Raw genomic sequence first — 21,641 nt, 5'->3', positions numbered from 1 at the left:
TACTTTGAATTAAGCTTTATTAGCAGAACCTAAAAGCTCCAATCTATCTGAAACAACCTTTTTCACATAAGACTTTGCCGTTTCCATGTATTTTCTAGGATCAAACTCTTTGGGATTGTTCTGCAAGAATTCTCTTAATCCTGCAATAAAAGCCATCCTAAGGTCAGTATCTGTATTTACTTTATTTATACCTAATCGAACGGTTTCTTTCAATATATCTGAGGGTACACCTTTTGATCCTCCGAAATCAGCTCCATAATTTTCAGCTATTTCGACCATTTCTTGCACAACACTTGAAGCACCGTGTAGTACCAAAGGCATTTTTGTCAATTCTTTAACTTTTTTCAATCTATCAAAGTCTAATTTAGCTTCTCCTTTAAACTTAAATGCTCCATGGGAAGTGCCAATAGCCGGAGCTAGAAAATCAACTTGGGTTTCCTCTACAAAATATTTCGCCTCATCGGGATTAACTAGAACAGATTCAGCTGAAGCAACGTTGTCTTCTATTCCAGCTAACTTTCCTAATTCTGCTTCCACTGAAACACCTGCTGCATGGGCTATTCTTACAATATCTTTCGTAGCTTTTAGATTTTCTTCCAATGGTTTATCAGATGCATCTATCATTACAGATGAATAACCAGCTTTAATTGCGGATATTATATATTTAAAATTCTTCCCGTGGTCTAAATGCAGAGCGATTGGTATATCTAAAGAATCTGCAAACTCTCTAACCATTTTTACAAACAGGCTTGCTCCTCTCAAAGGATCACCCATGCCAGCATACTTCATTGCCCCTTCACTTGTTTCGATTATCAGAGGAGATTTTTTCTCTATCCCTCCTTCAACTATAGCCTGGAGAAACTCAAGATTGTTAATGTTGAAAGCTGCAACCGCATAGTATTCCTTATTCGCCTTTTCTAAAATATCCTTTGTATTTACGTAAGGCATAATTTGTTTCCTCCTTTTATTGAATTTTTGTTATTATTTTTAGAGTCTCTAAAACTTTAGTAGCGCCCTTTTTAAGTTACTTCTTTATCTTTTAATTGTCTTTCTAGTACCGCCTTTTCTAGTAGTTCTACAAGCTCTTTTGCTTCGCTATCAACTTCTTTTTCTTCTATGATATTTGATGATACAATATAAGCATAAACAACTATTTTCTTTAAAAAATGAGTGGGTAGTAGAACGCTTATTCTTTCTGAACTTTTAAGTTCGTTTAAAAGTTTGTTCGCTACCCACTTTCCGCCCATAAATCCGATACTTGATTGACCTTTCAAGGCCGTATTAGAAGGATGATTGCAAAAGGCGGATCCTCAAACAATACTAAAGCGAGGTGAAAAAATATGTATTTTGTAGGTATTGATATTTCTAAAAACTCTTTTCATTACTACATCTCCGATTCAGGTAGGACCAAAATCGATAGTGGTAAATTCAAACAGAATATGAGTGGTTTCACCACTTTCGACAAAATTCTTAAAAAGTTCAACAAAAGAGAGATTATAATTGGTATGGAATCCACTTCTATTTACCATCAACATTTGTTTTCTTATTTACTTAAACACGATTATGATGTCCATATCATTAATCCCCTTTTGTTGAAAGAATTCAGAAAAAGTGAAACTCTTCGCCATTCTAAAAACGACAACATTGATTCCAAGCTGATCTCCATTTGGCTGAAAGAAAAGTATCCAGACAACATCCCTTCTTCTAAGGAGATAGATAATTTCACTCAATACTCTCGCGAGATCATTAACCTTTCTGAGGAGATTTCAAGGGTTAAGAATGAAATCAAACGTTATGTCTACCTTTTGTTCCCTGAATTGGAATCTTTTCAATCTAATATCTTTATCAAGAGTTTAATGAATTTATTGTATAACTTCCCTTCTGCAAGGAAGATCGCTACAACCAACAAAAAACAGCTTATTGATGCGATGAAGATAGATAATCAATTGTATTTCGATGAAAATAAGTTGGACCAAATCATTGAACTTTCTAAAAATTCAATAGCAAGTGGCAACGATGCGCATGAGTTAGCTCTTCAAAAAAGAATAGAATTGTTGTTCAAACTTGAATCAGATCAAAAGCTCTTCAAAGAAAAATTGAAAGAAACTTTGAACAATTCATCAAACGATGTAATTAAAAACCAGGTAGAATTAATACAATCTCTTGATGGTTTCAATGAAACAGCTTTAAATATTGTAGCAGAAACAGGAGATATTAACCGATTCTATTCTGCTTCTGCCCTGGTGGCTTTCGTTGGCATCGATCCTCGTACAGAGGAATCAGGTCAAATGAAAAAAGGCTGGTTCATCAATAGAAAAGGTAACAGATACCTAAGAAAAGCTGTTTACATCGCTGCCATCGTTGCTATTCAAAACAATGAATACTTCAAGAATTATTACATGAAACTACGTACTCGAGGTAAATCACATACTGTTGCTGTGTTAGCCGTAGCGGGAAAATTGTTGAGAATAATATATTCACTGGTAAAGAGTGGGAAAAAATATGATTCTGACTATCATTACAAATTACAAAATCAAGAACTGAGAGCTCATGGCAATTATACAGCAAAAAAATTAAAAAGGAAAAGAGAAATAGTAACCTGAATAAACAACAACTGCTACTTTCAACCTAGAAGTATGACTGAATGAGGATTTTTTAAATAGAAAATATTTAAAATTTTTTTAATTAAATAGGGGACTATCATACTTGACTTTTATCTCTTCAGTTAGTTGGTTACCAAATCTTTTGCTTAATATTCTAATTGCGAACTCTCTTTCGCCTTCAAGTTTGCCTTCAACTTTACCTTCCAATTTACCTTCTAATTTACCTTCGTTTCTTAACTTTTCAGCTATTGTCATAACTATTTCACCCCTTCCAGGCATTATTTCTTTTTGTACTTTTAATATCTCCTCTATCGTTACATCTTCCCTTACGTTTAGTAAGTAGATCATACACTCTTCAAACCATTCATGTACCTCTTCTTCTGGTAGTTGTTTTATGTATTCAAATACCCTTCTTAATCTTTCTTTAAATTCTTCTTTGGTCATTGCCGTTCCTGCTCTCATTGCTTCTATTGCAACTTTCATCGCTGTTAATCCTATTATCCTTTTTTTCCTTTTGATCGAGAAATCACATATTTCATATCGGTATGTAGGTAAGTATGTTTTTAGTTCATTTGGTAAATCTTCTATCCCTTGTACCATATTTAATAAATTCGTTTCTACGTTCCAGATTTCTCTTCCATGGTATATTACCATCGGTATTATTATTGGTACCTTTTTTGTTTTGGGATCGTATTTTTCTTCCCAGATGCTCGTAATATATCTCAACAGTTGAAAGATTACTTTCCCTTCAATGTAGCTTTTGTGTTCCATCAGAATGTATATGTAGCCATCTTGTCCTTTTATCTTTGTTTTGTACGACATAATTATACCATATGTTTTTAAAGGTGTGTTATTTTATTATCCAACTCCTGTTTAATAAGCTTTAAGGCGCCCCTTCTCCACGCTGCCCGCCCATTTAAGGAATTGTTTTTGCCAATATAATAATTTTGGTAATGTATATGTTTTGTAAGGTTTGTAAGAAGATTTATCTAAGGCATGAATAAAACGCTATCTATTTTTTAGATAGCGTTTAGGCTTACTAAACGAAACAAAGTAAACATTAAAATATAAAATGTTGACAGGTTATTTAGGGTTTTAAAATCTTTAGCTATTTTTGTATCTGACCGTAGCTATCAAATTTTTCCATGATTTTTTTCATTTCTTCAGAAGATAAAATAACGGGTTCACCAATAGTTTTAGTCTGATAATAAATCTGACAAGTAAATTCTATTTCCTCTGCAGTATTAAAAGCCCAATCTATATCCTTTCCTACTGCTAAAAGCCCATGATTTGCTAATAAAACGGCATTATAATTTCCCATAGCTTGATAAGCGTTTTTTGCTAACTCTTTTGTTCCAAAGGTGGCATATTTTGCTAACGGAACCTTACTCCCAGCATAACCAATGAGATAATGAACAGCTGGTAATTCCCAATTCAAGCAAGCAATAGTAGTTGCATAAACCGAATGAGTATGTACAACTGCAGTAACATTTTTCCTCTTTTCATAAAATATTTTGTGCATTTCGTATTCACTAGAAGGTTTTTTGTTGCTATCTAGAATGTTATTATTTAAATCCAGAACTGCCACATCTTCTGGTGAAATATTATGATAGGGAACACCTGAAGGAGTTATAGCCATTAATTGTTGATCACGATTAAAAATACTTATATTGCCACCAGTTCCAGTAGTCAAGCCTGAATCAATAAGTTTCTTACCATATTCTGCTATCATTTTCCTTTCTTCAGCTAGTAACATTTTTGTCTCCTCCTACATTAAGCATCTTCCTGATTTGTTATTTTTTGGACTATTTTAATAAAATCTTCAATGCTATTAAGTTTTTTCCTTCGAATTACCATTGCTTCGCCTATCTTAAGAGCAAAGATTTGGGCTTCAGCCCTTTTCTTTAAATCTTCAATACCATCAAGATCTTCAACGTGAGCTAATCCAATACACCTTCTCATTGTTTTACAGCCGCCCATTCCAATACTGTCCTGTAATAATTGTGTTAAATAAGCATCCTGGTAGCCATCCACTGCTTTAATTACTTCATGAGCATCTTTATCCCAAAAACTTCTAAATTTCATTTCGAATTCATTCCAGATATTTTTAATTGTTTCCAGTAAATAATTCCTATAATCATTTTTAAATTCTCTTGATACCTTTTTGCCTGTCCAGGAGGCATAGTTTAAAATTAAATTACCAATCACTGCGCCAATGTCAAACCCACTTGGACCATAGAACGCAAATTCAGCATCAAAAACCTTTATAGCTTCCTGGTTAATAAAAATAGAACCAGTATGTAAGTCACCATGAATTAAAGATTGAGCTTTGGTCATAAACTTCTCTTTTAAGATTGTTACTTCCTTACGCAACTCATTCTTTTTCCAAAATTCGTTTTCCAAATAGGGGCGTAATTCTGGATTAATATTATTAGTCTCTGCATCATAATAAGGATCAGTAAAAACCAAATCCTCAGTTATTTTACATAACTCTGGGTTAATAAATTCTTTTACTTTTTCCTTTTTCTCCTTAGGATCCAGATATAAATCGGAGGTGTAAAAGATAGTTTTACTTAAAAAGGTGGATATTTGATCAGCAAAATGTGGGTACTTTTCCCCTGCTATTAACCCCTTGCGCATTACAGTCATATCACTTAAATCTTCCATTACAATTAAAGCCAGTTCTTCATCAAATTTATATACCTTTGGAACCATTCCATTAGTAAGCTTATCCTGAATATCCATGGCTTTATATTCGAACCTGACCCGTTCTTTTGTTAATGGCCAACTTTCAACAATTCTAACATGATCCAGTGCTTGTTTTATAATTATACTCTGATCTGAGTTCTTGTCACAAATATGAAAAACCAAATTAAGATTACCATCTCCAATTTCTTCACATTCTAAATCAGCATTATCAGAAAATATTCCTTGCACCTGTTTAACGTATTCGATAGCTTCCCGTTTTGTTAATGGTTTATAGTTCCCCATTTAAACAACCTCCCTGATTATATTGGCAGCATTTCTCAAAGCTTCCTGAGGACTAATTATATGTCTAAAAGCCTTAACAATTTCTTTAGTGGTAATACTTATTAATTGTCCTGTAACTGTCAAATGAGGTAGAGGTTTTGACCTTTCAAGCATATTTTGTAGTACTGGATACCATCTGTATTTTTCTTTCTCCTCTTCAAAACTTGAATTGCGCGTAGGATTACCACAATAAGCACCTACTGCTTTGTCTACCTCTTTAGATGTTATAAACTGCAAAAATCTTTCAGCTAAAAACTGATCTTGACATAAATGGTTTATTCCAAAAGACCAAGTTGTATTCCAGGAAGTTTCTAATGAAATAAAACCTATATCCTCTGGATTAATACACTGGTCATTCATAATTTGTCCAAGCTGACCACTCCAGGAAACACCCAATTTGCATTTATCTTTTTGAATTGCGTTTAATACTTCTTCATTACCAAATTCATCTACATTCTTCGGAGAATATTGTTTCATATAAATATACTTTTGGAGAGCAGAATACCCTTTTTGATTATCAAAAAGGGGGTTACCATCATTATCAAAGGCATCTATTCCTTCATTACGTAAGTATGGTAACAAATCTAAAAATATTTCTGAGGGATGAGCTTTTAAAACAAAAGTGTTTTTCTGATTATCAGTATTGTTCTCAACAATCTTGATTAACTCATCAATTGTTATTCTCTCAGCCAGGTTTTCCTTAATCTCTGATTTTCTGTAAAATAAGAGATGGCCATCACAAAAAGATGGAAGCAAATACTTTTTTTTATTGTACTCTATTTCCTCGCGAATAGAAGGTATGATATCCTCATAATCATAATCTAATCCAAAATTCCTACTTAACTCTAGTAGATTACCTTTCTCTACAAGTTCACTAACCCATAAATGTCCAGCAACCATAACTATGTCATACTTATACTCACGAAAAGAATTAATTAAGGTAGGATAGTAATCTACCCATTTTACTATATCAAAATAAATCTTAACACCCGTCTCTTTAGTAAACTCCTTTAGAAAGTTGTATTTATCATCCACATAGACATAGACAGCCGGATCACCAACAGCTAATACTTTTAGTTGTTTCTCCATTAATTTTCTTACACTCCCCGTTGTTTCTCTTTTTTATTGTATTATTCAAATAACTTTTTCAAACTTTCTTTATATGGTTGCATAACAATACCCTTTTCAGTAATGATTGCTGTAATATATTTAGCATCAGTAACATCAAAAGCAGGATTGTAAGCTTTTACCCCTTTAAGGGCAGTTCGTCTACCAAATCCGTTAACAACTTCTTCTTCATCACGGAGTTCAATTTTAATATCCTCACCTGTAGAAGCATCTAAGTCAATCGTAGAAGTAGGTCCAAGAATGTACATTGGTATACCATATTCTTTAGCCAATACGGCTAGTCCAGAAGTTCCTATTTTATTGGCTGTGTCTCCATTAGCTGCTACTCGATCACAACCAACAAGTACTGCGTCAATCTTACCTTCTTTCATAACCAAAGAAGCCATATCATCACAGATTAAAGTTACATCTATTCCAGCTTTGTATAATTCATATGTAGTAAGTCTGGCCCCTTGTAATAAGGGTCTTGTTTCATCAGCATATACTTTAAAATTATAACCCTTTTCATGGCCTAAATATATTGGAGCTAAAGCAGTTCCATAACCTGATGAAGCCAAACCCCCAGCATTACAGTGCGTTAAAAGCCCCATACCTGGTTTCAATAACGACAAGCCGTGTTTACCAATGGCTTTGCTCATTTCCTGATCTTCTGCAAATATTTTTTCACTTTCATCAAGCAATGCTTGTTTAATTTTATCAACAGTCTTATCTTCTTCTTGTTCAAACCTTCGGGTCATTCTTTTTAAGGCCCAAAACAAGTTCACAGCGGTAGGTCTTGAGGTCGCAAAATAATCCCTGACTTCTTCAAATTCTTTTTTAAATTGAGCTACATTTGCAGCTTTGGACTTTAAAGTAGAGACGTAAAGGCCAAAGGCAGCAGCAATACCAATGGCGGGAGCCCCTCTGACTCTTAGCTTCTTAATTGCTTCCCAAATTTCTTCAGGATTATCTAATTCTAAAAATTTTTCCTCATTGGGCAACAAAGTTTGATCAATGATAACTAATTTGTTTTTTAGTTCGTTAAGTTTAACAGGAACAACGGTCATAACTATTATTCTAACCTCCTCAATTATTATGATTTTACAATCTTTAGCAACTTTGAAACCTTCTTTAAACCACACTTCTAGAATCTAAAAAATTTTAAAATACCTACATCATTCTAAGTTACATAGAATCTTTTTTATAGCCCCTTCACCCAGCAGCCAGTTTGTATTGGTTGCGGAGGGCTCCGCCCGGTTATAATTTTACTTCTTTTGCCTATAATAAGTAAGAGTCAAGGCAAGAATTAAAACAATACCTTTTACAATATCCTGAGAATAATAAGGGAAATCCATCATAATTAGCCCATTTAAAAGAGTTCCCATTAATAATGCTCCCAATAATGTTCCAAAAGCATTAGGTTTTCCGGCACCAAATACTGAAAACCCAATGTAGGCAGCAGCTACTGCGTCCATTAAATACGGACTTCCTGCGTCAACCTCTCCAGATCCTAATCTAGCACCTAATACAAGTCCACCTAAAGCTGCAATTAAACCAGACAACATATAGGCGATTAATTTATATTTGTTAGTATTAATCCCCGATAATCTGGCAGCCTCTTCATTTCCACCTATCATATATAAGAATCTGCCATATTTAGTTAGATTCAAGAATATATGTACCAGGATAACCACAGAAAGCATAATAATAACAGGAACTGGAATGTGAAATAATTCCCCTCGGCCGATAAACAAGTAAGCTTCGCTCATAATTCCTGGCGCTATACCAGCGTTATTAGGTAAAGGCATATAATTATAGATTGCTGATCCACTTTGAAAGGTTATGGATATTCCTGTTAAAAGAAACATCATGGAAAGGGTTGTAAGCAAATCTGGGATTTTCATTTTTATTATCAAAAAGGCATTAATTGCACCTATTAATGCACCGACAATCAAGGGAACAATAATAGCTGGCACAGGACCCATTCCCCAAATTACCATAATTTTTGCTGCTATAACAGAAGCGAAACCAGCAATAGCTCCTACAGATAAATCAAATCCATTGATGGTAAGAGATATAGTAACAGCTAATGCGATTAAAGCAACAATAGATATAGATCTTAAAATGTTTGTTACGTTAGTAAAGTTCAGGAAATTATCAAGAGTAATTGAAAAAAAAAGTATTGTTGCTACTATAACAATAATTGTTCCATATTTGTATAAAAATAAAAATAAGTCAAATTTTTTTTCTTTTGTATTATTCATCTAGTCCACCTCCAGCAGCGTAGTAAAGTAATTCTTCTTCTGTAGTATCTTTTGTTACTAATTCTTTTACTACTGTACCGTTATACATTACATAAATTCTATCAGTTAATCCTAATATCTCACCAAATTCGCAAGATGCATAAATAACACCTTTACCATCTTGAACAAGGTCCCCAATTAACTCATAAATTTCTACCTTAGATCCTACGTCAACACCTTTAGTAAGTTCATCAAAGATAAATACTTCAGCATCAGATAAAAACCACTTACCAGTAGCAACCTTTTGTTGGTTACCCCCACTTAAATTGGCTACCAATTGTTTTTCACTAGGTGTTTTGATTCCAACCTGTTTGATAATTTCTCTTGAAACTTGCTTAATTTTGTTTTTTTGCATAAAAATGCCTCGACAATATTTCTCCAGAGTTGGCAAGGTAATATTGGTTTCTATAGACTCATATACTAAAACTCCTTCTTTCCTTCTTTCTTCAGGAACTAATACTAAACCCTCTCTAACGGCTTCAGCAGGAGCTTTCGGGTTTATTCTTTTACCCTTTAATCTTATTTCACCTTCTTTTATTTTCCCTTCACCAAATATTAGTTTGCATAACTCTGTTTTTCCAGCTCCTACTAGGCCTGCCAGACCAATTATTTCTCCCTCTCTTACAGTTAAACTTACGTTGTTAATTCCACCAGTACCTGATAAATTCTTAACTTCCAATAGTGTGTCACCAATTTTAGTTTCTGTTTTTGGGTAATTATTTTCTAATTTCTTACCTAACATTTTTTCAACAGCTTTATCAATAGTCATATCATCTATATCGAATGTTCCCACAATCTTCCCATCCCTTAGCACTGTAATTTTTTCGGCCATTTGAAACACTTCGTTTAATCTATGAGATATAAAAATAACACTCATACCATCATTTTTTAACTTTCTTAGGATATCAAATAATTTATTTGTTTCCTCAACACTTAAAGGGGCAGTCGGCTCATCTAAAATTAGATACCTAGCTTCATGGAAAATAGCTCGCGCAATTAAAACCATTTGTTTTTCAGAAAGAGATAGTTCATTAATTTTTTGGTTCACATTTATATCTAAACCAAGTTCAGAAATGACTCTCTTTGCACGTTTTTTAATATCATTCCAGTTAATTAAAACGCCATTTTTCCCCTCAATAATGTAATCCATCATGATATTTTCAGCAACAGTTAAATGTGGGATTAGAGCTGTATCTACTTCCTGATATACAATAACAATTCCGTTGCGTTTTGCATCAATAGGATTCTTAATTTCTACCTTATTATTATTAATCAGTATTTCGCCTCCATAATCCTCGTAAGTACCTGCTAATATTTTCATTAACGTACTTTTACCAGCACCATTGGCCCCTATCAGTGCGTGTACTTCACCTGATTCTACATTAAAATCCACATTTTCCAGTGCTTTTACACCAGGGAAAGACTTTGTTATATTTTTCATTGCCAGCATCATTAATCACCCCCTTATGTTAAATAAACTTTTAGTATTATTATATTAATAATAATTAAAGTTTGTTGGTTTAAACCAACAAACTTTAATTTTGCCTTACTTAAAAACTCTTTTCTAAAGCTATCATCCAGTCTTCCAGAAAAGCTTCAGTATAGCCCCAATTATCGTAATAATCAGCTAAATCTGCCATTGTCACCCGTTTTTCTTCTTTTGGTGGTAAATCATTAACATGAATCAGTACAGGTTCTAAGGAGTAATACCTAGGAATCTTTTCACCTGCTATTGCTTTTAAAGCCAAGCGAATTTGGACTTGACCAACAACTGTGGGGTCAACGGCAGCAGATGATCTCCAAATTTCAGGGTGTTCCTGCATCATGGCTAAATCCTGATCAGAAATATCAACAGAATATAATGGAATCTTTTTTCCCGAGGCAAGTATTGCGTTATAAAATCCTTTAGCATATTCATCCCAAACTGCATAGACAGCATCAATGTCATTTCTTGTTGTTAAAATTGTTTCAAGAGCCGCCTGTGCTTTAGGCATTGGATTATTTGTACCTTGATCAATTGTCGCGACAACCTTTATACCTGGATATGTGGGTAAAATGGCTCCCTGCCAGATTCTATGTCTTTTTTCTGTTGGAGGTACATTAGCAACTCTATTATAAACAACATTTCCACTACCATCTAATTCTTGAACCAAAGACATCTGTGAAAGCAAACCCATCATTAAGTCATACTGATCAATAGAAACCAATTTTCCTTGGTGAATTTCATAAGGAATATCAAAGTCATTATCAAAAACAATCACAGGTATACCAGCTTTTAAAGCCCTTACAACTGCATCATGCAAAGCAGGCGCTTTACCATGTGAAATTAAAATTGCATCCATCTTATTTACTACAGCATTGTCTATGCCTTCTGCCATTTTTGCAAGATTATTGTTAGCATCAATCACACTAAGGTCTATACCATATCTTTCAGCTTCTGCTCTAGTTCCATTGATATGCATAATCATATGTGTTCCTGTTCCCCACTCTTTTACTAAGGCCATTCTTAACTTTTTCCCTTCAATTGCTTCAGGAATCTTTACATCTTCTGCTATAACGACAGACGCTAAAAACACCAATACAACTGATAAAAAAACCCCAAGCCATCTTTTCATCTTTCTCTCTCCTTTTCATCATTTTATGACAATGTTTGATCATTTATTGTCATATATTATCATATATTATCATATATTTTTATTTTTGTCAACGTTTTTCCCATAATTAGATCTATTTTTTTCATAAAAAATTATAAATAATCATGCCAGATAAAAAAGTGAAATTTGACTATTATTGTAGCATATTCTGACATGTTATAAATTGAACAAAGTTTACTAAAAAATATTTGGCTATAAAATTAATTTAAAAGCCACATTTCTTAAGACCTAATATTAGAATTGAACAATGTTCAATCCGTAAAATAAAACCCGCTAAATAGCGGGCTTATAGTTCTAATGTTAATCAATCAAAATAACTTCTTTGGCATATGATGCTTTCACATGTGCTTTTTTAGTAGTGATTAACTTTTGCTCCTCATTTATTTGAGCAAATGTATATCTTGAGTTTTTACCAAGTTTCGTAGAATCTCCAATAAAATACACTTCTTCTGATCTCTCAATTACCAGTCTATTTATCTCAGCTACTTCGATATTTGAAGTTGATACACCACGGTCAAAGGTAATACCTGAGGCACCGATAAAGCACTTATCAAAATTCATGTTTGCAACTTGATTCATTGCAGTAGGTCCTACAAGAACTGCAATGTCTGTCAACAAATTACCCCCTAATAATATAGAATTTATTTTATATTTTATAAACTCAGTGATATGAAAAGCTCCGTTTGTAACAACTGTTACATTTTTACCTTTTAAATGTTTGATGATGTGATTTTCAGTCGTACCTGGACCTATAAAAATAAACTGTCCATCACCAACTAAGGTAGCTACATATCTACCTATAATTTCTTTTTCCTCTTTATTAAGATTTATCTTTTCTTCTAATGATTTCTCTGCAATATTAATAACTAATTTGACTGCCCCACCAGATAAGATTTCAACCTGCCCCTCTGTAGCTAAAGTCTTTACATCTCTACGAACAGTAGCTATTGACACATTGGTTTTATTCTTAATCTCATCCAGATACACAATTTCTTTCGAATGTAATAATTCTAAAATGATTTTTCTTCTAGTATAAGGAATCATTTGCATCACCACATTTCATAATTAATCATTATTTATTAAATTTTATCCATATTATTGGTAACTCTACAAATTTGCTTTCTCTGTTGGGTACAGAATATTTAAGGAATGATTATCATCTTCTTCCGTATATCAAAACTTTGTCTGTCTTTTTACTTAAGTTCTTTTATCTCTCTGTCTACAATTTCACCTAATTTACAAATTTTATTCTTTATATTCAGTGATTTAATTTGTCTTAACTTTTATATCAGCTCTTTTTTGATATGAAATGTAATTAGCCAAATCTACTATCTTTGAACTTAACCTTTATAAATCTTTTTGCGACTTTCTATCCCGAAAAGTTATCTAAAAGATAGGTGTCGAATTTACTTACTTTTTCTTTGTAGTAGGTTTTTTATATCTAACCTTTTCAGACTAAGTATCTAATATTTTTTCTGCATCCTTTGTATGAACTATCCAATGTTTCTCTTTTTATTTTTAATTGTTTCACAACTTTATTCTAGTAGGTGTTTTATAAAATTTTGTCATAATTATTATGTCAACTAATTTGATTAACTAACTAATATCAATTTCCTTTGATTCGATAGCCAGTGCTTATATTCTCGATGCTTAGAAACGTTCCTTTTTTATGATCTTTTTACAGCACTCAAATAGCCAATTTCCTGTCAACCAATAAGAAACTTTGCCCTTTTAAACCTCTTGTGTACCAGCTTAATGCAAAAGCTAAATCCAATTGGCGTGGTTCTCAGTTTTTGGCTTTACAAAGACTTACACGCCATAGGTTCCATTTAGTTCATACACTCGTCTCTGAAAAGAATTGGATGCTTTCCAACATTTATCTGAAATTCAGTGAATTGGCTGTGAATAATAGGGATAAGCCCTTTTCCGATATATATGGTGCTACATCTTGCCCCGCTTTGACTGAGTTCTACTCTTAACTTCCTTTTAATCTCATGATAGTTTGGCTAAATTCACAGGACTGACTTGGAGAAAACGTCAATCAGGAAATTATTTCATTTTTTATCTTTCGAATTTATTACGCATTTTTTTGAAAGTATAGGGAATGTCAGTTACGCTAATTTTTTTACAATTTTTTGATTTTTACTAATTGGCATATCGTTAATTGGCTTTTGATAATTTTATTATCATTCATATATTATCATATATTATCATACATTATCAAAAATTTTTATTATTCTTAACATTTTCCTTTTGGCTATGGCTAACCGAATACTGGTTCTTTCCATCAACGGTTGACTTGATTAGCCTCTGGTGATATAATTGATGAAAATCACTTAAAAGAGGATGAGGGGAATGGAAGAAATAGTTAAGTTGTTGGATGAGAACTTAGAATACGTTAAACATGAAGTAACAGGAGATAGAATAACAATTTGGGTGAAATCAGCTAAAAAAGAAGTAATCTGTCCATATTGTGGGAAACCATCCAAAAAAGTACATTCAAGGTATGAAAGAAGCTTTCAAGATTTACCGATACAAGGTAAAAAAACAACGATAGTTGTAATAAGAAGAAAGATGTTCTGTGAAAACAAAGAGTGTAAGAAAAAGACGTTTGCTGAACCTCTTGACTTTGTGGAACCAAAATTCAAAAGAACGAAAAGGCTGGAAAAGGAAATAACGAATATAAGCATGAATATGAGTTCTGTACAAGCAGCTAAGTTGATAAGTAAAGATATAGCGGATATAGGAAAAAGTTCGATATGCAACTTATTAAAAAAAAATAATCCACATGATAGACAAAAGGAAAGTAAAAAAGGTAAGTATCGATGATTTTGCAATAAAAAGAGGGCAAAGATATGGAAGTATCATGATCGATTTGGAAACTCACAAAGTGGTGGATATGTTGAACTCAAGGGAACCAGAAAAGGTAGAAAAATGGCTAAAGGGATACGAGAATATCCAAATGGTATCAAGAGACGGTTCGATATCATATAAAAAGGCGATAGAGAAAGCCCATCCAGATGCCATTCAGATATCGGATGGGTTCCATTTAATAAAAAATCTAACGGATTCTTGCAAAGAGTACATCTATCAAAAGTTCAGTACCTCTTTAGTTGTTGGAGAAACAAAAGATCAGGACTTTGAACAGATGGTTGATGATAACAAAAACGTGGTTCATTCTGAAAAAGAAAAGGCAAAACTTAAGTTAGTCAAAGAAGTTAGGGAATTATACAGCAAAGGTTACTCAAAAAGGAAAATATCAAAATTACTGAACATACATAGAAATACTGTGGATAAATATTTAGATAATGATTTTTCTCCCACAAACATGAACAAAGGAAAAAGGCTCCCAGGTATGCTGGATCCATATAAAGAGGAAATGCAAGTATTGAAAAGAAGCGGAAAATCAAACAAAGAGATATTTGAAATAATAAGAGGTGAAGGTTATACAGGTAGTTATTCGAACATTGGAATATATTTGGCAAAAAGAAATTTAAAAATTGAAGATCCAAAAGAAATAAGGGTAAAAAGAAAAGATTTAATAAAATTACTGTACAAACCCGTTGAAGAAGTAGAAGCTCTTTCAAAAGAATTGTATGAAAAGATCATTCAAAGATACCCCGTTATTGAAAGTATAATAAACTTAGTAAATGAATTCAAACAGATGTTGAAATCAAAGAACGTTGAAAAACTTGAAGAATGGATAGAAAAAGCTAATAATCTAAAGATCAGAAAGATAGATAAATTTGTAAATGGGTTAAAAAGAGATATGCAAGCGGTTAGAAATGCCATCATATATGAATACAACAATGGACTAGCAGAAGGTTCTGTGAATAAACTGAAAGTTGTTAAAAGGATAATGTATGGAAGAAACAAATTTGAGATGTTGAGACAAAAAGTTCTTTTTCTAGAAAATAATGGATAGGATTCAACAATCAGCGGAAAGAACCTGAATACTGTATCATCCTGCTAACCTAATTATGTACCATATGCAAAGAAGAAGTTCTTTTCTTTCTCTTTTCATATGAAAAGAGAAAAATCGAATATTTATCAATTTTGCTGAATTTCTCGCCTTTGGTTCCTGTAACGGTAGCTTTCTCCATTGAATAGTATTATCTTACTGTTGTGGATTAACCTGTCGATAATCGCTGCTGTCATCCTTTCATCGTGAAATATTTTAGCCCATTCTGCAAATTCAAGGTTGCTGTTTACCAAGATAGATCCTTTTTCATACCTTTCAGAGAATATTTGGAACATGAGTTGTGTAACTTGGTCGGATAACTGCACGTATCCTAGTTCATCAATTATTAGTAAGTCTACTTTGATCAGCTTTTTTTGGAATTTCGTTAGTTGTCGTTCTTCCTGCATTTCAACTAAGAGGTTCCCTTTGAATTATGTTCTAGCAAATGTTTGATATGTTTTCTAAAATCACTATTTACTGGTTTATCTCTATTAACGTTCATATGATACTTCTGTTCTGGGTTCTTGATAGCTCTTTTAACCGTCGCTCTGTGTATCCCCATTTCTTTTGCTATCACTCTTTGACTTTTGTGTTTGTTAAAATACAAAAATCTTATATAATTGTATTGTACCTTAGCCTCACCTTTTCCTGTACAATGTTTTTGACCAAATTCATTATACAGGATTTGTCTGAGAGGGAGGTATAGTTTTCGTTTAGTAAGTGCACCAGCTGTTGGACCAATTGTCGAAATGCTCTCTAAAACACTTAAAAGTATCGAAAATGCTACAAAAGGTAGGAGTGATAAAAATAAACGATAAGAAAAAGGAAGAATTTAAGCTATTAGAAGATTTTTTCAGCGATTATTATAAAAGTTTTCATGAACATCTTTTTCCTGAAAATTATCAATTAGACTGTAGTGAATCTCCTGATTTTATAATTAAGTTTGATAATCAAAAAATTGGGATAGAGATAACGGAAGCTATTAAGGAAGAAATGATGAAAAGTCTAGATTCAAAAATTGAGATTTATAAGATTGTACGAAAATATATGGAGGAAGAAAATATTAAAAGTGTAATATGGTTTTCTTTCTCTAATAAATTGGATTCTGATATAAACAAAATAAACAAAAACAAATTTATTAAAGCTTTTATTGAAGAATTCAAAAAATATATAATGGCAAGAAGAAATAAGGAATATTCTTCGTTTGAAGAATTCTGTGAATCAAATAAAAGTTCTTTAATATGCAAATATTTAGAAGTTGAACCAATACAAGAGGATTATAAGAAACCATTAGTAATTCCAACAAGCATCAATTGTATAGGATTTAATTATGAAGAGAAATTAAGACTCGCAATAAATAAAAAGATTGAAAAAATCCCCCTTTACAGAGAGAAAGTTGATAAAATATATTTATTAATAAAAATCTCATCTTTTCCACCCAACTTAGTATTTTTTGTAGATGTTGATATCCAATATATTAAAGAAATACTTAATTCATATACTAAAGGAGAAAATAATTTCGATAAAATATTTTTATATTATCATAGCGACATAGAGCCACAAATAATAATATCTGATTAATAATTAAGTCAGTTGCGTTTAATAAGCGAAAAGTGTACCCGATTATGCAAAGTGGGTCCGCCCACCCATGAGGGAAAAAAGCCTTTTACCCTTTCCCTCCGCAACTCACCTATGAGGAAATGGGAAAGGGTGTTGCCCTGTTACCTATCCAAAAATATCAGATAGTGTTTCACCTACTACCATTACTTCAATATTTCTTTTAGCTCTTCTATGGTTATTTCAAATATGTTGTCAATTATTTGGTTTATTCTTCTTTCTTCAGCTTCTTTTATCTTTTCTTTCATCTCTTGTGTAAATTCTTTTCCAAATCGTTTATTTAATAACTTTATAGCTACTTCCCTTCTTTCTTCAAGTTTCCCTTCTCTTTCTCCTTCTAATTTACCTTCGTTTCTCAACTTTTCAGCTATCGTCATAACTATCTCACCCCTTCCAGGCATTATTTCTTTTTGTACTTTTAATATCTCCTCTATCGTTACATCTTCCCTTACGTTTAGTAAGTAGATCATACACTCTTCAAACCATTCATGTACCTCTTCTTCTGGTAGTTGTTTTATGTATTCAAATACCCTTCTTAATCTTTCTTTAAATTCTTCTTTGGTCATTGCCGTTCCTGCTCTCATTGCTTCTATTGCAACTTTCATCGCTGTTAATCCTATTATCCTTTTTTTCCTTTTGATCGAGAAATCACATATTTCATATCGGTATGTAGGTAAGTATGTTTTTAGTTCATTTGGTAAATCTTCTATCCCTTGTACCATATTTAATAAATTCGTTTCTACGTTCCAGATTTCTCTTCCATGGTATATTACCATCGGTATTATTATTGGTACCTTTTTTGTTTTGGGATCGTATTTTTCTTCCCAGATGCTCGTAATATATCTCAACAGTTGAAAGATTACTTTCCCTTCAATGTAGCTTTTGTGTTCCATCAGAATGTATATGTAGCCATCTTGTCCTTTTATCTTTGTTTTGTACAACATATCCGAGAGGCTTTCTCTTAGGTTTTCATCAACATGACTGTTGTTTTCAGGAATTAAATAATCTAGGTCTACTATTTCTACAGCTTCTTGAGGGAGATAGTTCCATAAGAAATCTCGAGCTATCCTTATGTCACTGAAAATTCGTTTGAAGAATAGATCATGAGGATTGTGCACTAATTCATTCATGTCTGGCCTCTCTTTTTTTAGATTTTGTTTGTCAATTTAATTATACCATATTTTGAAAAATCTATAAAACATGCATTAGGCCATATTATACGTAAGCGAGAGATTGAAGAAATTCGAATATTCTTAGAGGGATAAAAAATAACGAAAGAGTAAATAAAAATTCACATGAAGTTAATTTTTCTTGCAGATACTATTAGTGGAGATGGGAAAATTAAAGAAATTTGAATTGACTAGAGAACACATAGTTTTTTATCTTCAGTTAGAATTAAAATTCCATCATTGAAAATTGCCAATACTAAATCTTCCCCCAATGTATCGCCTGCGGAAAGCTTTATAAGTTCATCGAAGAAATAAACAAACCCTGTATTTCTTCCTTCTGAATCTATGAAAAAACCTGAGAATTCTACCCCTTCTTTTTGATATTTAGGCAAGTTATCTTTTTGTGACCATAGATCTAATAAGTCAATTTTTAAAGGCTTGAAAATGTTTGAGCTTTTTATGTATAATTTTTTATTATTAATAACATCCGTTGGAGTGTACTCAAAATTAGGATATGAAAAGGATACGGCGATGTCAAAATTATCCCCAAGTTCAAGAAAAGAATCGTTATTTCTTTTTATAATCATACTTTCCAACAAAAGATCAGAAGATAAAATATTTTCTAACTCTTTTTGTAGAGGCTCTGATAAGAAGTTGCTTTCTACTTCTGATATGGTATGGAGAGAGAATTTTAGGTTCGGTGATTCAATTTCATAATTTTTTATATACACTAAAGTTATAATCAACAAAAGAATAATAAATAGATAGCGTTTCATTGGTTGACTCCTTGTTCTTTAATTTCAAGAACCACGTAATAATTGGATCCCATGTTTATTTTAGAGACTTCTGATATGGAGTACTTGCTCTTTATTTTCTGAGTTGGTTCCATAAAGGTTGCAACTTTTGCTGTTAGTCCATCGGTCAAGGAGTAGTTGAATTCTATTAGAAAGAAGTTGTTATCTGTTAGGAAATCAAAAAATTCTTCTACGACCATCCTTTGGTTGGCAACTTTGTAAAGGTAGTTGTTGTAAGTATAATTTAAGTTGTTTTGTATCCTTTTGATATTCAGATATTCTTGATATTTCTCATAACTTTCAAAAACTAGAAGAACGAAAAGTATAATTATTATTGTTATTAGTGTGTATTTCAGAAATTTTCTAACGTTAGATTCTAACAGGAACAATTCTTTTATCCTCCAAATATTTTATTGCTAATTCCTTCAATTCTTGATTATTAAAAAAGTATGTTGGTTTTTCGTCAACTATTAATCCTGAAAATGCGAATTCTTTGTTTCTAATAAATTCATAATTGAAAAAATCTGTACCTAAAACGTATCTACCCTCTTTGAATTCTAAGACTTTTCTCAAAAGAATGGATTGAATCGGTAGAATAGTGTCAAAGAATAAAGATCTTTTTGATTTTTTGTAGTCGATAGCATCGATTACCAAGAAATATTCTTTATCAGAAGAATGAATCTTTTTAAAAGCGATTTTTTTATCCGTTATTTCTTGGAAGTATATTTTTCTCAGTTGAAATTCATTTTCAAATGGTTTAATAAAACAATCAATATGATTTATACATACTTTTTTCCCTTTGTATTTGAACTTAATCATAATTTTCCTCCAAAGGCTTGAAGATAGATCATGGATTGGTGAGCGCTCCCGTGACTGGGACGACGTTGAATATGGTTTTTCCTTCGCTGTTTACAATTCTGCCTCCCATTCCTGCTATTTTTCCAAAGCTCCATAATAGATCTTGGCTACTTTGATCTTCTATTCTGTATCTTATATCATAAGTCACGATTTTTAATTTTCCCTGTACTATTTGAGAGCGTAGGATTCCGTTTAAGTTGTTATCCTCTCCGTAATGGGTAGAGGCGCTTCGTGTTTTATACACCACCTCTGAAGCTATGAATCTTTCCGTAAGAGATGAAAAGTATTTTTGAAGTGGATATACAGTGAAAAAAACTATCGACGAGAACAAGATTAATTCGATACCTAAAGAAACTAGCACTTCCATAAGTAGAAAACCTTCCTTATGAGATTTAGAATGTACCCCCCATTTCAAATTTTATCCCTCCTAAGTAGACATTGGAATAAATTTCAAATGCTAAACTCAAAATTATTACAGATAAAAATATTATAAGTACAGGTTCGATCATTTTCATAATCTTATCTGAAGCGGTTTTAAAAGATGAATAATAATAGTTTTCTAAAAAGTCAAACACCTCTTTATAATTTCCTTTCCTTTTTGAGACGCTCATTGTTAAAGAAAATTCTTTAACGTCTTTTATTTTTGAAAAAACTTCGGTAAGATCTTTCCCTTTTTCTATATCCAAATAGGCAGTTAAGAAAGTAGATGAAATATACTGTGAATTCGTGTTAGAAAGGACTATTTCTAAAGCGTTGTATATTGTGAGACCACTTTTTAAAAGTAAGTTAACGTTCCTTGTGAATTCGTGAAGTATGTAATTCTTGTACAAGGACTTTAAAAACGGAATCTTTGTCCAAAAAATATCGTTTCCCTTGCCTATCCAGAAAGTTATCAACCCAAAGAAGAAAAATATCAACATACTTATCAACATGTAAGTTGATAAGTTAAGATTAATATCGTATCCTAAAAGAGTAGAAAACTGTGGAATAACCCAAAAATTTAGAAGAAAAAGCAAAACCAAAATTGATGAAAGAATTAGTAGTGGATAAATTAATGATTTTTCGGCGGTAGACCTGGAAAGTTTGACGTTGTTATAGTAATCTTTTAAATTGGATAAGTTTTCTCTTAAAATTAGCGTTGTCTTTGAGATATTTATTGTATACCTAAAGTAGTTATCTATTTCAGGAAAGTCAAATGCGGTTTTGTAGTCTAATCCTTTTTTTACTAAAAAGTAACCTTTAAAAACAACACCTCTTATGAACTTATCAACCTGTTCGTTGAAAACTAAAAATTCCATAGCTTCAAAGAGGGTCAGTCCCGAGTTTACAAGGAGGTACAGATTATCAACAAGGCTGATCATTTGATCCATATTGAATTTTTTACTGTTGAAATAAAAGTTATCAACATTGATGTTGATAACTCTGATATTGAGGTTAGACAGAATATCATAAATTTCTTCTTTATCTTTTACAAGTAATAGACATTCGTATCTTTTATTTGATGATCTTTCCTCAACTTCCACCTTGTAAAGTTTTTTCACCTTT

General features: G+C 32.3%; 23 protein-coding genes. 5 read left to right on the top strand and 18 right to left on the bottom strand.

Translation table 11 applies throughout. The features are described from left to right. Positions 1–9: 9 nt before the first annotated feature. Both fba and PMOB_RS03345 read right to left on the bottom strand, forming a co-directional pair. Positions 10–948: a class II fructose-1,6-bisphosphate aldolase gene (gene fba / locus PMOB_RS03350; protein WP_012208480.1), complete on the bottom strand. Its 939-nt coding sequence runs from the start codon at positions 946–948 to the stop codon at positions 10–12. A gap of 71 nt (positions 949–1,019) precedes the next feature. Next, positions 1,020–1,247 carry a hypothetical protein gene (locus PMOB_RS03345; protein ID WP_012208479.1) on the bottom strand — a complete coding sequence of 76 codons (228 nt, stop codon included), beginning with the start codon at positions 1,245–1,247 and terminating at the stop codon, positions 1,020–1,022. A gap of 93 nt (positions 1,248–1,340) precedes the next feature. On the opposite strand from PMOB_RS03345, the gene PMOB_RS03340 reads away from it, so the two are divergent. After that, a complete protein-coding gene (locus PMOB_RS03340; protein WP_012208365.1) occupies positions 1,341–2,603 on the top strand; it encodes an IS110 family RNA-guided transposase in 1,263 nt (420 codons plus the stop codon). A gap of 78 nt (positions 2,604–2,681) precedes the next feature. On the opposite strand, the gene PMOB_RS03335 is transcribed toward PMOB_RS03340, so the two are convergent. The 9 genes from PMOB_RS03335 to PMOB_RS03295 all read right to left on the bottom strand — a co-directional run bounded on the left by PMOB_RS03335 (position 2,682) and on the right by PMOB_RS03295 (position 12,741). Then, complete coding sequence (locus PMOB_RS03335; protein WP_012208478.1) at positions 2,682–3,425, bottom strand: Rpn family recombination-promoting nuclease/putative transposase; 744 nt, start codon at positions 3,423–3,425, stop codon at positions 2,682–2,684. A 286-nt stretch (positions 3,426–3,711) separates the two neighbouring features. Continuing rightward, positions 3,712–4,359: an L-fuculose-phosphate aldolase gene (locus PMOB_RS03330; protein WP_012208477.1), complete on the bottom strand. Its 648-nt coding sequence runs from the start codon at positions 4,357–4,359 to the stop codon at positions 3,712–3,714. A gap of 17 nt (positions 4,360–4,376) precedes the next feature. Continuing rightward, positions 4,377–5,594: an S-methyl-5-thioribose kinase gene (gene mtnK / locus PMOB_RS03325; RefSeq protein WP_012208476.1), complete on the bottom strand. Its 1,218-nt coding sequence runs from the start codon at positions 5,592–5,594 to the stop codon at positions 4,377–4,379. Continuing rightward, a complete protein-coding gene (locus PMOB_RS03320) occupies positions 5,595–6,722 on the bottom strand; it encodes an extracellular solute-binding protein (protein ID WP_012208475.1) in 1,128 nt (375 codons plus the stop codon). A gap of 41 nt (positions 6,723–6,763) precedes the next feature. Continuing rightward, positions 6,764–7,807, bottom strand: coding sequence for an S-methyl-5-thioribose-1-phosphate isomerase (gene mtnA / locus PMOB_RS03315; RefSeq protein WP_041534034.1), 1,044 nt, complete (start codon positions 7,805–7,807; stop codon positions 6,764–6,766). 198 nt (positions 7,808–8,005) lie between these two features. Beyond that, on the bottom strand, positions 8,006–9,004 hold the full coding sequence (locus PMOB_RS03310) for an ABC transporter permease (RefSeq protein ID WP_012208473.1): 999 nt from the start codon (positions 9,002–9,004) through the stop codon (positions 8,006–8,008). Further along, positions 8,997–10,493 (bottom strand): sugar ABC transporter ATP-binding protein, encoded by a 1,497-nt coding sequence (locus tag PMOB_RS03305; protein WP_012208472.1) that lies wholly within the window; start codon positions 10,491–10,493, stop codon positions 8,997–8,999. The genes PMOB_RS03310 and PMOB_RS03305 overlap by 8 nt, the downstream gene beginning before the upstream one ends. A 100-nt stretch (positions 10,494–10,593) precedes the next feature. Beyond that, positions 10,594–11,658 (bottom strand): sugar ABC transporter substrate-binding protein, encoded by a 1,065-nt coding sequence (locus PMOB_RS03300; protein ID WP_012208471.1) that lies wholly within the window; start codon positions 11,656–11,658, stop codon positions 10,594–10,596. Between the two features lie 339 nt (positions 11,659–11,997). Beyond that, positions 11,998–12,741, bottom strand: a complete 744-nt coding sequence (locus tag PMOB_RS03295) for a DeoR/GlpR family DNA-binding transcription regulator (RefSeq protein ID WP_012208470.1) — start codon at positions 12,739–12,741, stop codon at positions 11,998–12,000. Positions 12,742–13,490: 749 nt separating this feature from the next. Between PMOB_RS03295 and PMOB_RS10530 the strand changes: the two genes are divergently transcribed. The 3 genes from PMOB_RS10530 to PMOB_RS03285 all read left to right on the top strand — a co-directional run bounded on the left by PMOB_RS10530 (position 13,491) and on the right by PMOB_RS03285 (position 15,622). After that, positions 13,491–13,676, top strand: coding sequence for an IS110 family transposase (locus PMOB_RS10530; RefSeq protein WP_146050343.1), 186 nt, complete (start codon positions 13,491–13,493; stop codon positions 13,674–13,676). A 376-nt stretch (positions 13,677–14,052) separates the two neighbouring features. Continuing rightward, entirely contained in the window at positions 14,053–14,526 is a 474-nt protein-coding gene (locus PMOB_RS03290) for an ISL3 family transposase (protein ID WP_012208469.1), read from the top strand. Beyond that, on the top strand, positions 14,486–15,622 hold the full coding sequence (locus PMOB_RS03285) for an ISL3 family transposase (RefSeq protein ID WP_012208468.1): 1,137 nt from the start codon (positions 14,486–14,488) through the stop codon (positions 15,620–15,622). Before PMOB_RS03290 ends, PMOB_RS03285 begins: the two co-directional genes overlap by 41 nt. Positions 15,623–15,747: 125 nt before the next feature. On the opposite strand, the gene PMOB_RS03280 is transcribed toward PMOB_RS03285, so the two are convergent. Then, complete coding sequence (locus tag PMOB_RS03280) at positions 15,748–16,065, bottom strand: ATP-binding protein (protein WP_231282476.1); 318 nt, start codon at positions 16,063–16,065, stop codon at positions 15,748–15,750. A 391-nt stretch (positions 16,066–16,456) separates the two neighbouring features. Here PMOB_RS03280 and PMOB_RS03275 point away from each other — a divergent pair, with 391 nt between their 5' ends. Beyond that, the gene (locus PMOB_RS03275; RefSeq protein WP_146050342.1) at positions 16,457–17,239 is read left to right on the top strand and encodes a hypothetical protein; all 783 of its coding nucleotides are present in this window, start codon (positions 16,457–16,459) and stop codon (positions 17,237–17,239) included. A gap of 182 nt (positions 17,240–17,421) precedes the next feature. On the opposite strand, the gene PMOB_RS03270 is transcribed toward PMOB_RS03275, so the two are convergent. The 6 genes from PMOB_RS03270 to PMOB_RS03245 all read right to left on the bottom strand — a co-directional run bounded on the left by PMOB_RS03270 (position 17,422) and on the right by PMOB_RS03245 (position 21,637). After that, positions 17,422–18,405, bottom strand: a complete 984-nt coding sequence (locus PMOB_RS03270) for an Rpn family recombination-promoting nuclease/putative transposase (protein ID WP_012208466.1) — start codon at positions 18,403–18,405, stop codon at positions 17,422–17,424. A 230-nt stretch (positions 18,406–18,635) separates the two neighbouring features. After that, complete coding sequence (locus PMOB_RS03265; RefSeq protein ID WP_012208465.1) at positions 18,636–19,220, bottom strand: hypothetical protein; 585 nt, start codon at positions 19,218–19,220, stop codon at positions 18,636–18,638. Then, a complete protein-coding gene (locus tag PMOB_RS03260; protein ID WP_012208464.1) occupies positions 19,217–19,627 on the bottom strand; it encodes a hypothetical protein in 411 nt (136 codons plus the stop codon). The genes PMOB_RS03265 and PMOB_RS03260 overlap by 4 nt, the downstream gene beginning before the upstream one ends. Then, on the bottom strand, positions 19,608–20,057 hold the full coding sequence (locus PMOB_RS03255; protein ID WP_012208463.1) for a hypothetical protein: 450 nt from the start codon (positions 20,055–20,057) through the stop codon (positions 19,608–19,610). Before PMOB_RS03255 ends, PMOB_RS03260 begins: the two co-directional genes overlap by 20 nt. A 28-nt stretch (positions 20,058–20,085) precedes the next feature. After that, positions 20,086–20,511, bottom strand: a complete 426-nt coding sequence (locus tag PMOB_RS03250; protein ID WP_041534031.1) for a hypothetical protein — start codon at positions 20,509–20,511, stop codon at positions 20,086–20,088. Next, on the bottom strand, positions 20,489–21,637 hold the full coding sequence (locus PMOB_RS03245) for a type II secretion system F family protein (RefSeq protein WP_012208461.1): 1,149 nt from the start codon (positions 21,635–21,637) through the stop codon (positions 20,489–20,491). The genes PMOB_RS03250 and PMOB_RS03245 overlap by 23 nt, the downstream gene beginning before the upstream one ends. Between the last annotated feature and the right edge of the window lie 4 nt (positions 21,638–21,641).

The organism is Petrotoga mobilis SJ95 (assembly GCF_000018605.1).
Lineage (GTDB): Bacteria > Thermotogota > Thermotogae > Petrotogales > Petrotogaceae > Petrotoga > Petrotoga mobilis.
This window is presented reverse-complemented; position numbering and strand designations above follow the sequence as displayed.

Excerpts from the sequence above, each read along its gene's own strand:
- fba (WP_012208480.1), bottom strand. The coding sequence starts at position 948 with ATGCCTTACGTAAATACAAAGGATATTTTAGAAAAGGCGAATAAGGAA.
- PMOB_RS03345 (WP_012208479.1), bottom strand. The coding sequence starts at position 1,247 with ATGGGCGGAAAGTGGGTAGCGAACAAACTTTTAAACGAACTTAAAAGT.
- PMOB_RS03340 (WP_012208365.1), top strand. The coding sequence starts at position 1,341 with ATGTATTTTGTAGGTATTGATATTTCTAAAAACTCTTTTCATTACTAC.
- PMOB_RS03335 (WP_012208478.1), bottom strand. The coding sequence starts at position 3,425 with ATGTCGTACAAAACAAAGATAAAAGGACAAGATGGCTACATATACATT.
- PMOB_RS03330 (WP_012208477.1), bottom strand. The coding sequence starts at position 4,359 with ATGTTACTAGCTGAAGAAAGGAAAATGATAGCAGAATATGGTAAGAAA.
- mtnK (WP_012208476.1), bottom strand. The coding sequence starts at position 5,594 with ATGGGGAACTATAAACCATTAACAAAACGGGAAGCTATCGAATACGTT.
- PMOB_RS03320 (WP_012208475.1), bottom strand. The coding sequence starts at position 6,722 with ATGGAGAAACAACTAAAAGTATTAGCTGTTGGTGATCCGGCTGTCTAT.
- mtnA (WP_041534034.1), bottom strand. The coding sequence starts at position 7,807 with ATGACCGTTGTTCCTGTTAAACTTAACGAACTAAAAAACAAATTAGTT.
- PMOB_RS03310 (WP_012208473.1), bottom strand. The coding sequence starts at position 9,004 with ATGAATAATACAAAAGAAAAAAAATTTGACTTATTTTTATTTTTATAC.
- PMOB_RS03305 (WP_012208472.1), bottom strand. The coding sequence starts at position 10,493 with ATGCTGGCAATGAAAAATATAACAAAGTCTTTCCCTGGTGTAAAAGCA.
- PMOB_RS03300 (WP_012208471.1), bottom strand. The coding sequence starts at position 11,658 with ATGAAAAGATGGCTTGGGGTTTTTTTATCAGTTGTATTGGTGTTTTTA.
- PMOB_RS03295 (WP_012208470.1), bottom strand. The coding sequence starts at position 12,741 with ATGATTCCTTATACTAGAAGAAAAATCATTTTAGAATTATTACATTCG.
- PMOB_RS03290 (WP_012208469.1), top strand. The coding sequence starts at position 14,053 with ATGGAAGAAATAGTTAAGTTGTTGGATGAGAACTTAGAATACGTTAAA.
- PMOB_RS03285 (WP_012208468.1), top strand. The coding sequence starts at position 14,486 with ATGATAGACAAAAGGAAAGTAAAAAAGGTAAGTATCGATGATTTTGCA.
- PMOB_RS03280 (WP_231282476.1), bottom strand. The coding sequence starts at position 16,065 with ATGCAGGAAGAACGACAACTAACGAAATTCCAAAAAAAGCTGATCAAA.
- PMOB_RS03270 (WP_012208466.1), bottom strand. The coding sequence starts at position 18,405 with ATGAATGAATTAGTGCACAATCCTCATGATCTATTCTTCAAACGAATT.
- PMOB_RS03265 (WP_012208465.1), bottom strand. The coding sequence starts at position 19,220 with ATGAAACGCTATCTATTTATTATTCTTTTGTTGATTATAACTTTAGTG.
- PMOB_RS03255 (WP_012208463.1), bottom strand. The coding sequence starts at position 20,057 with ATGATTAAGTTCAAATACAAAGGGAAAAAAGTATGTATAAATCATATT.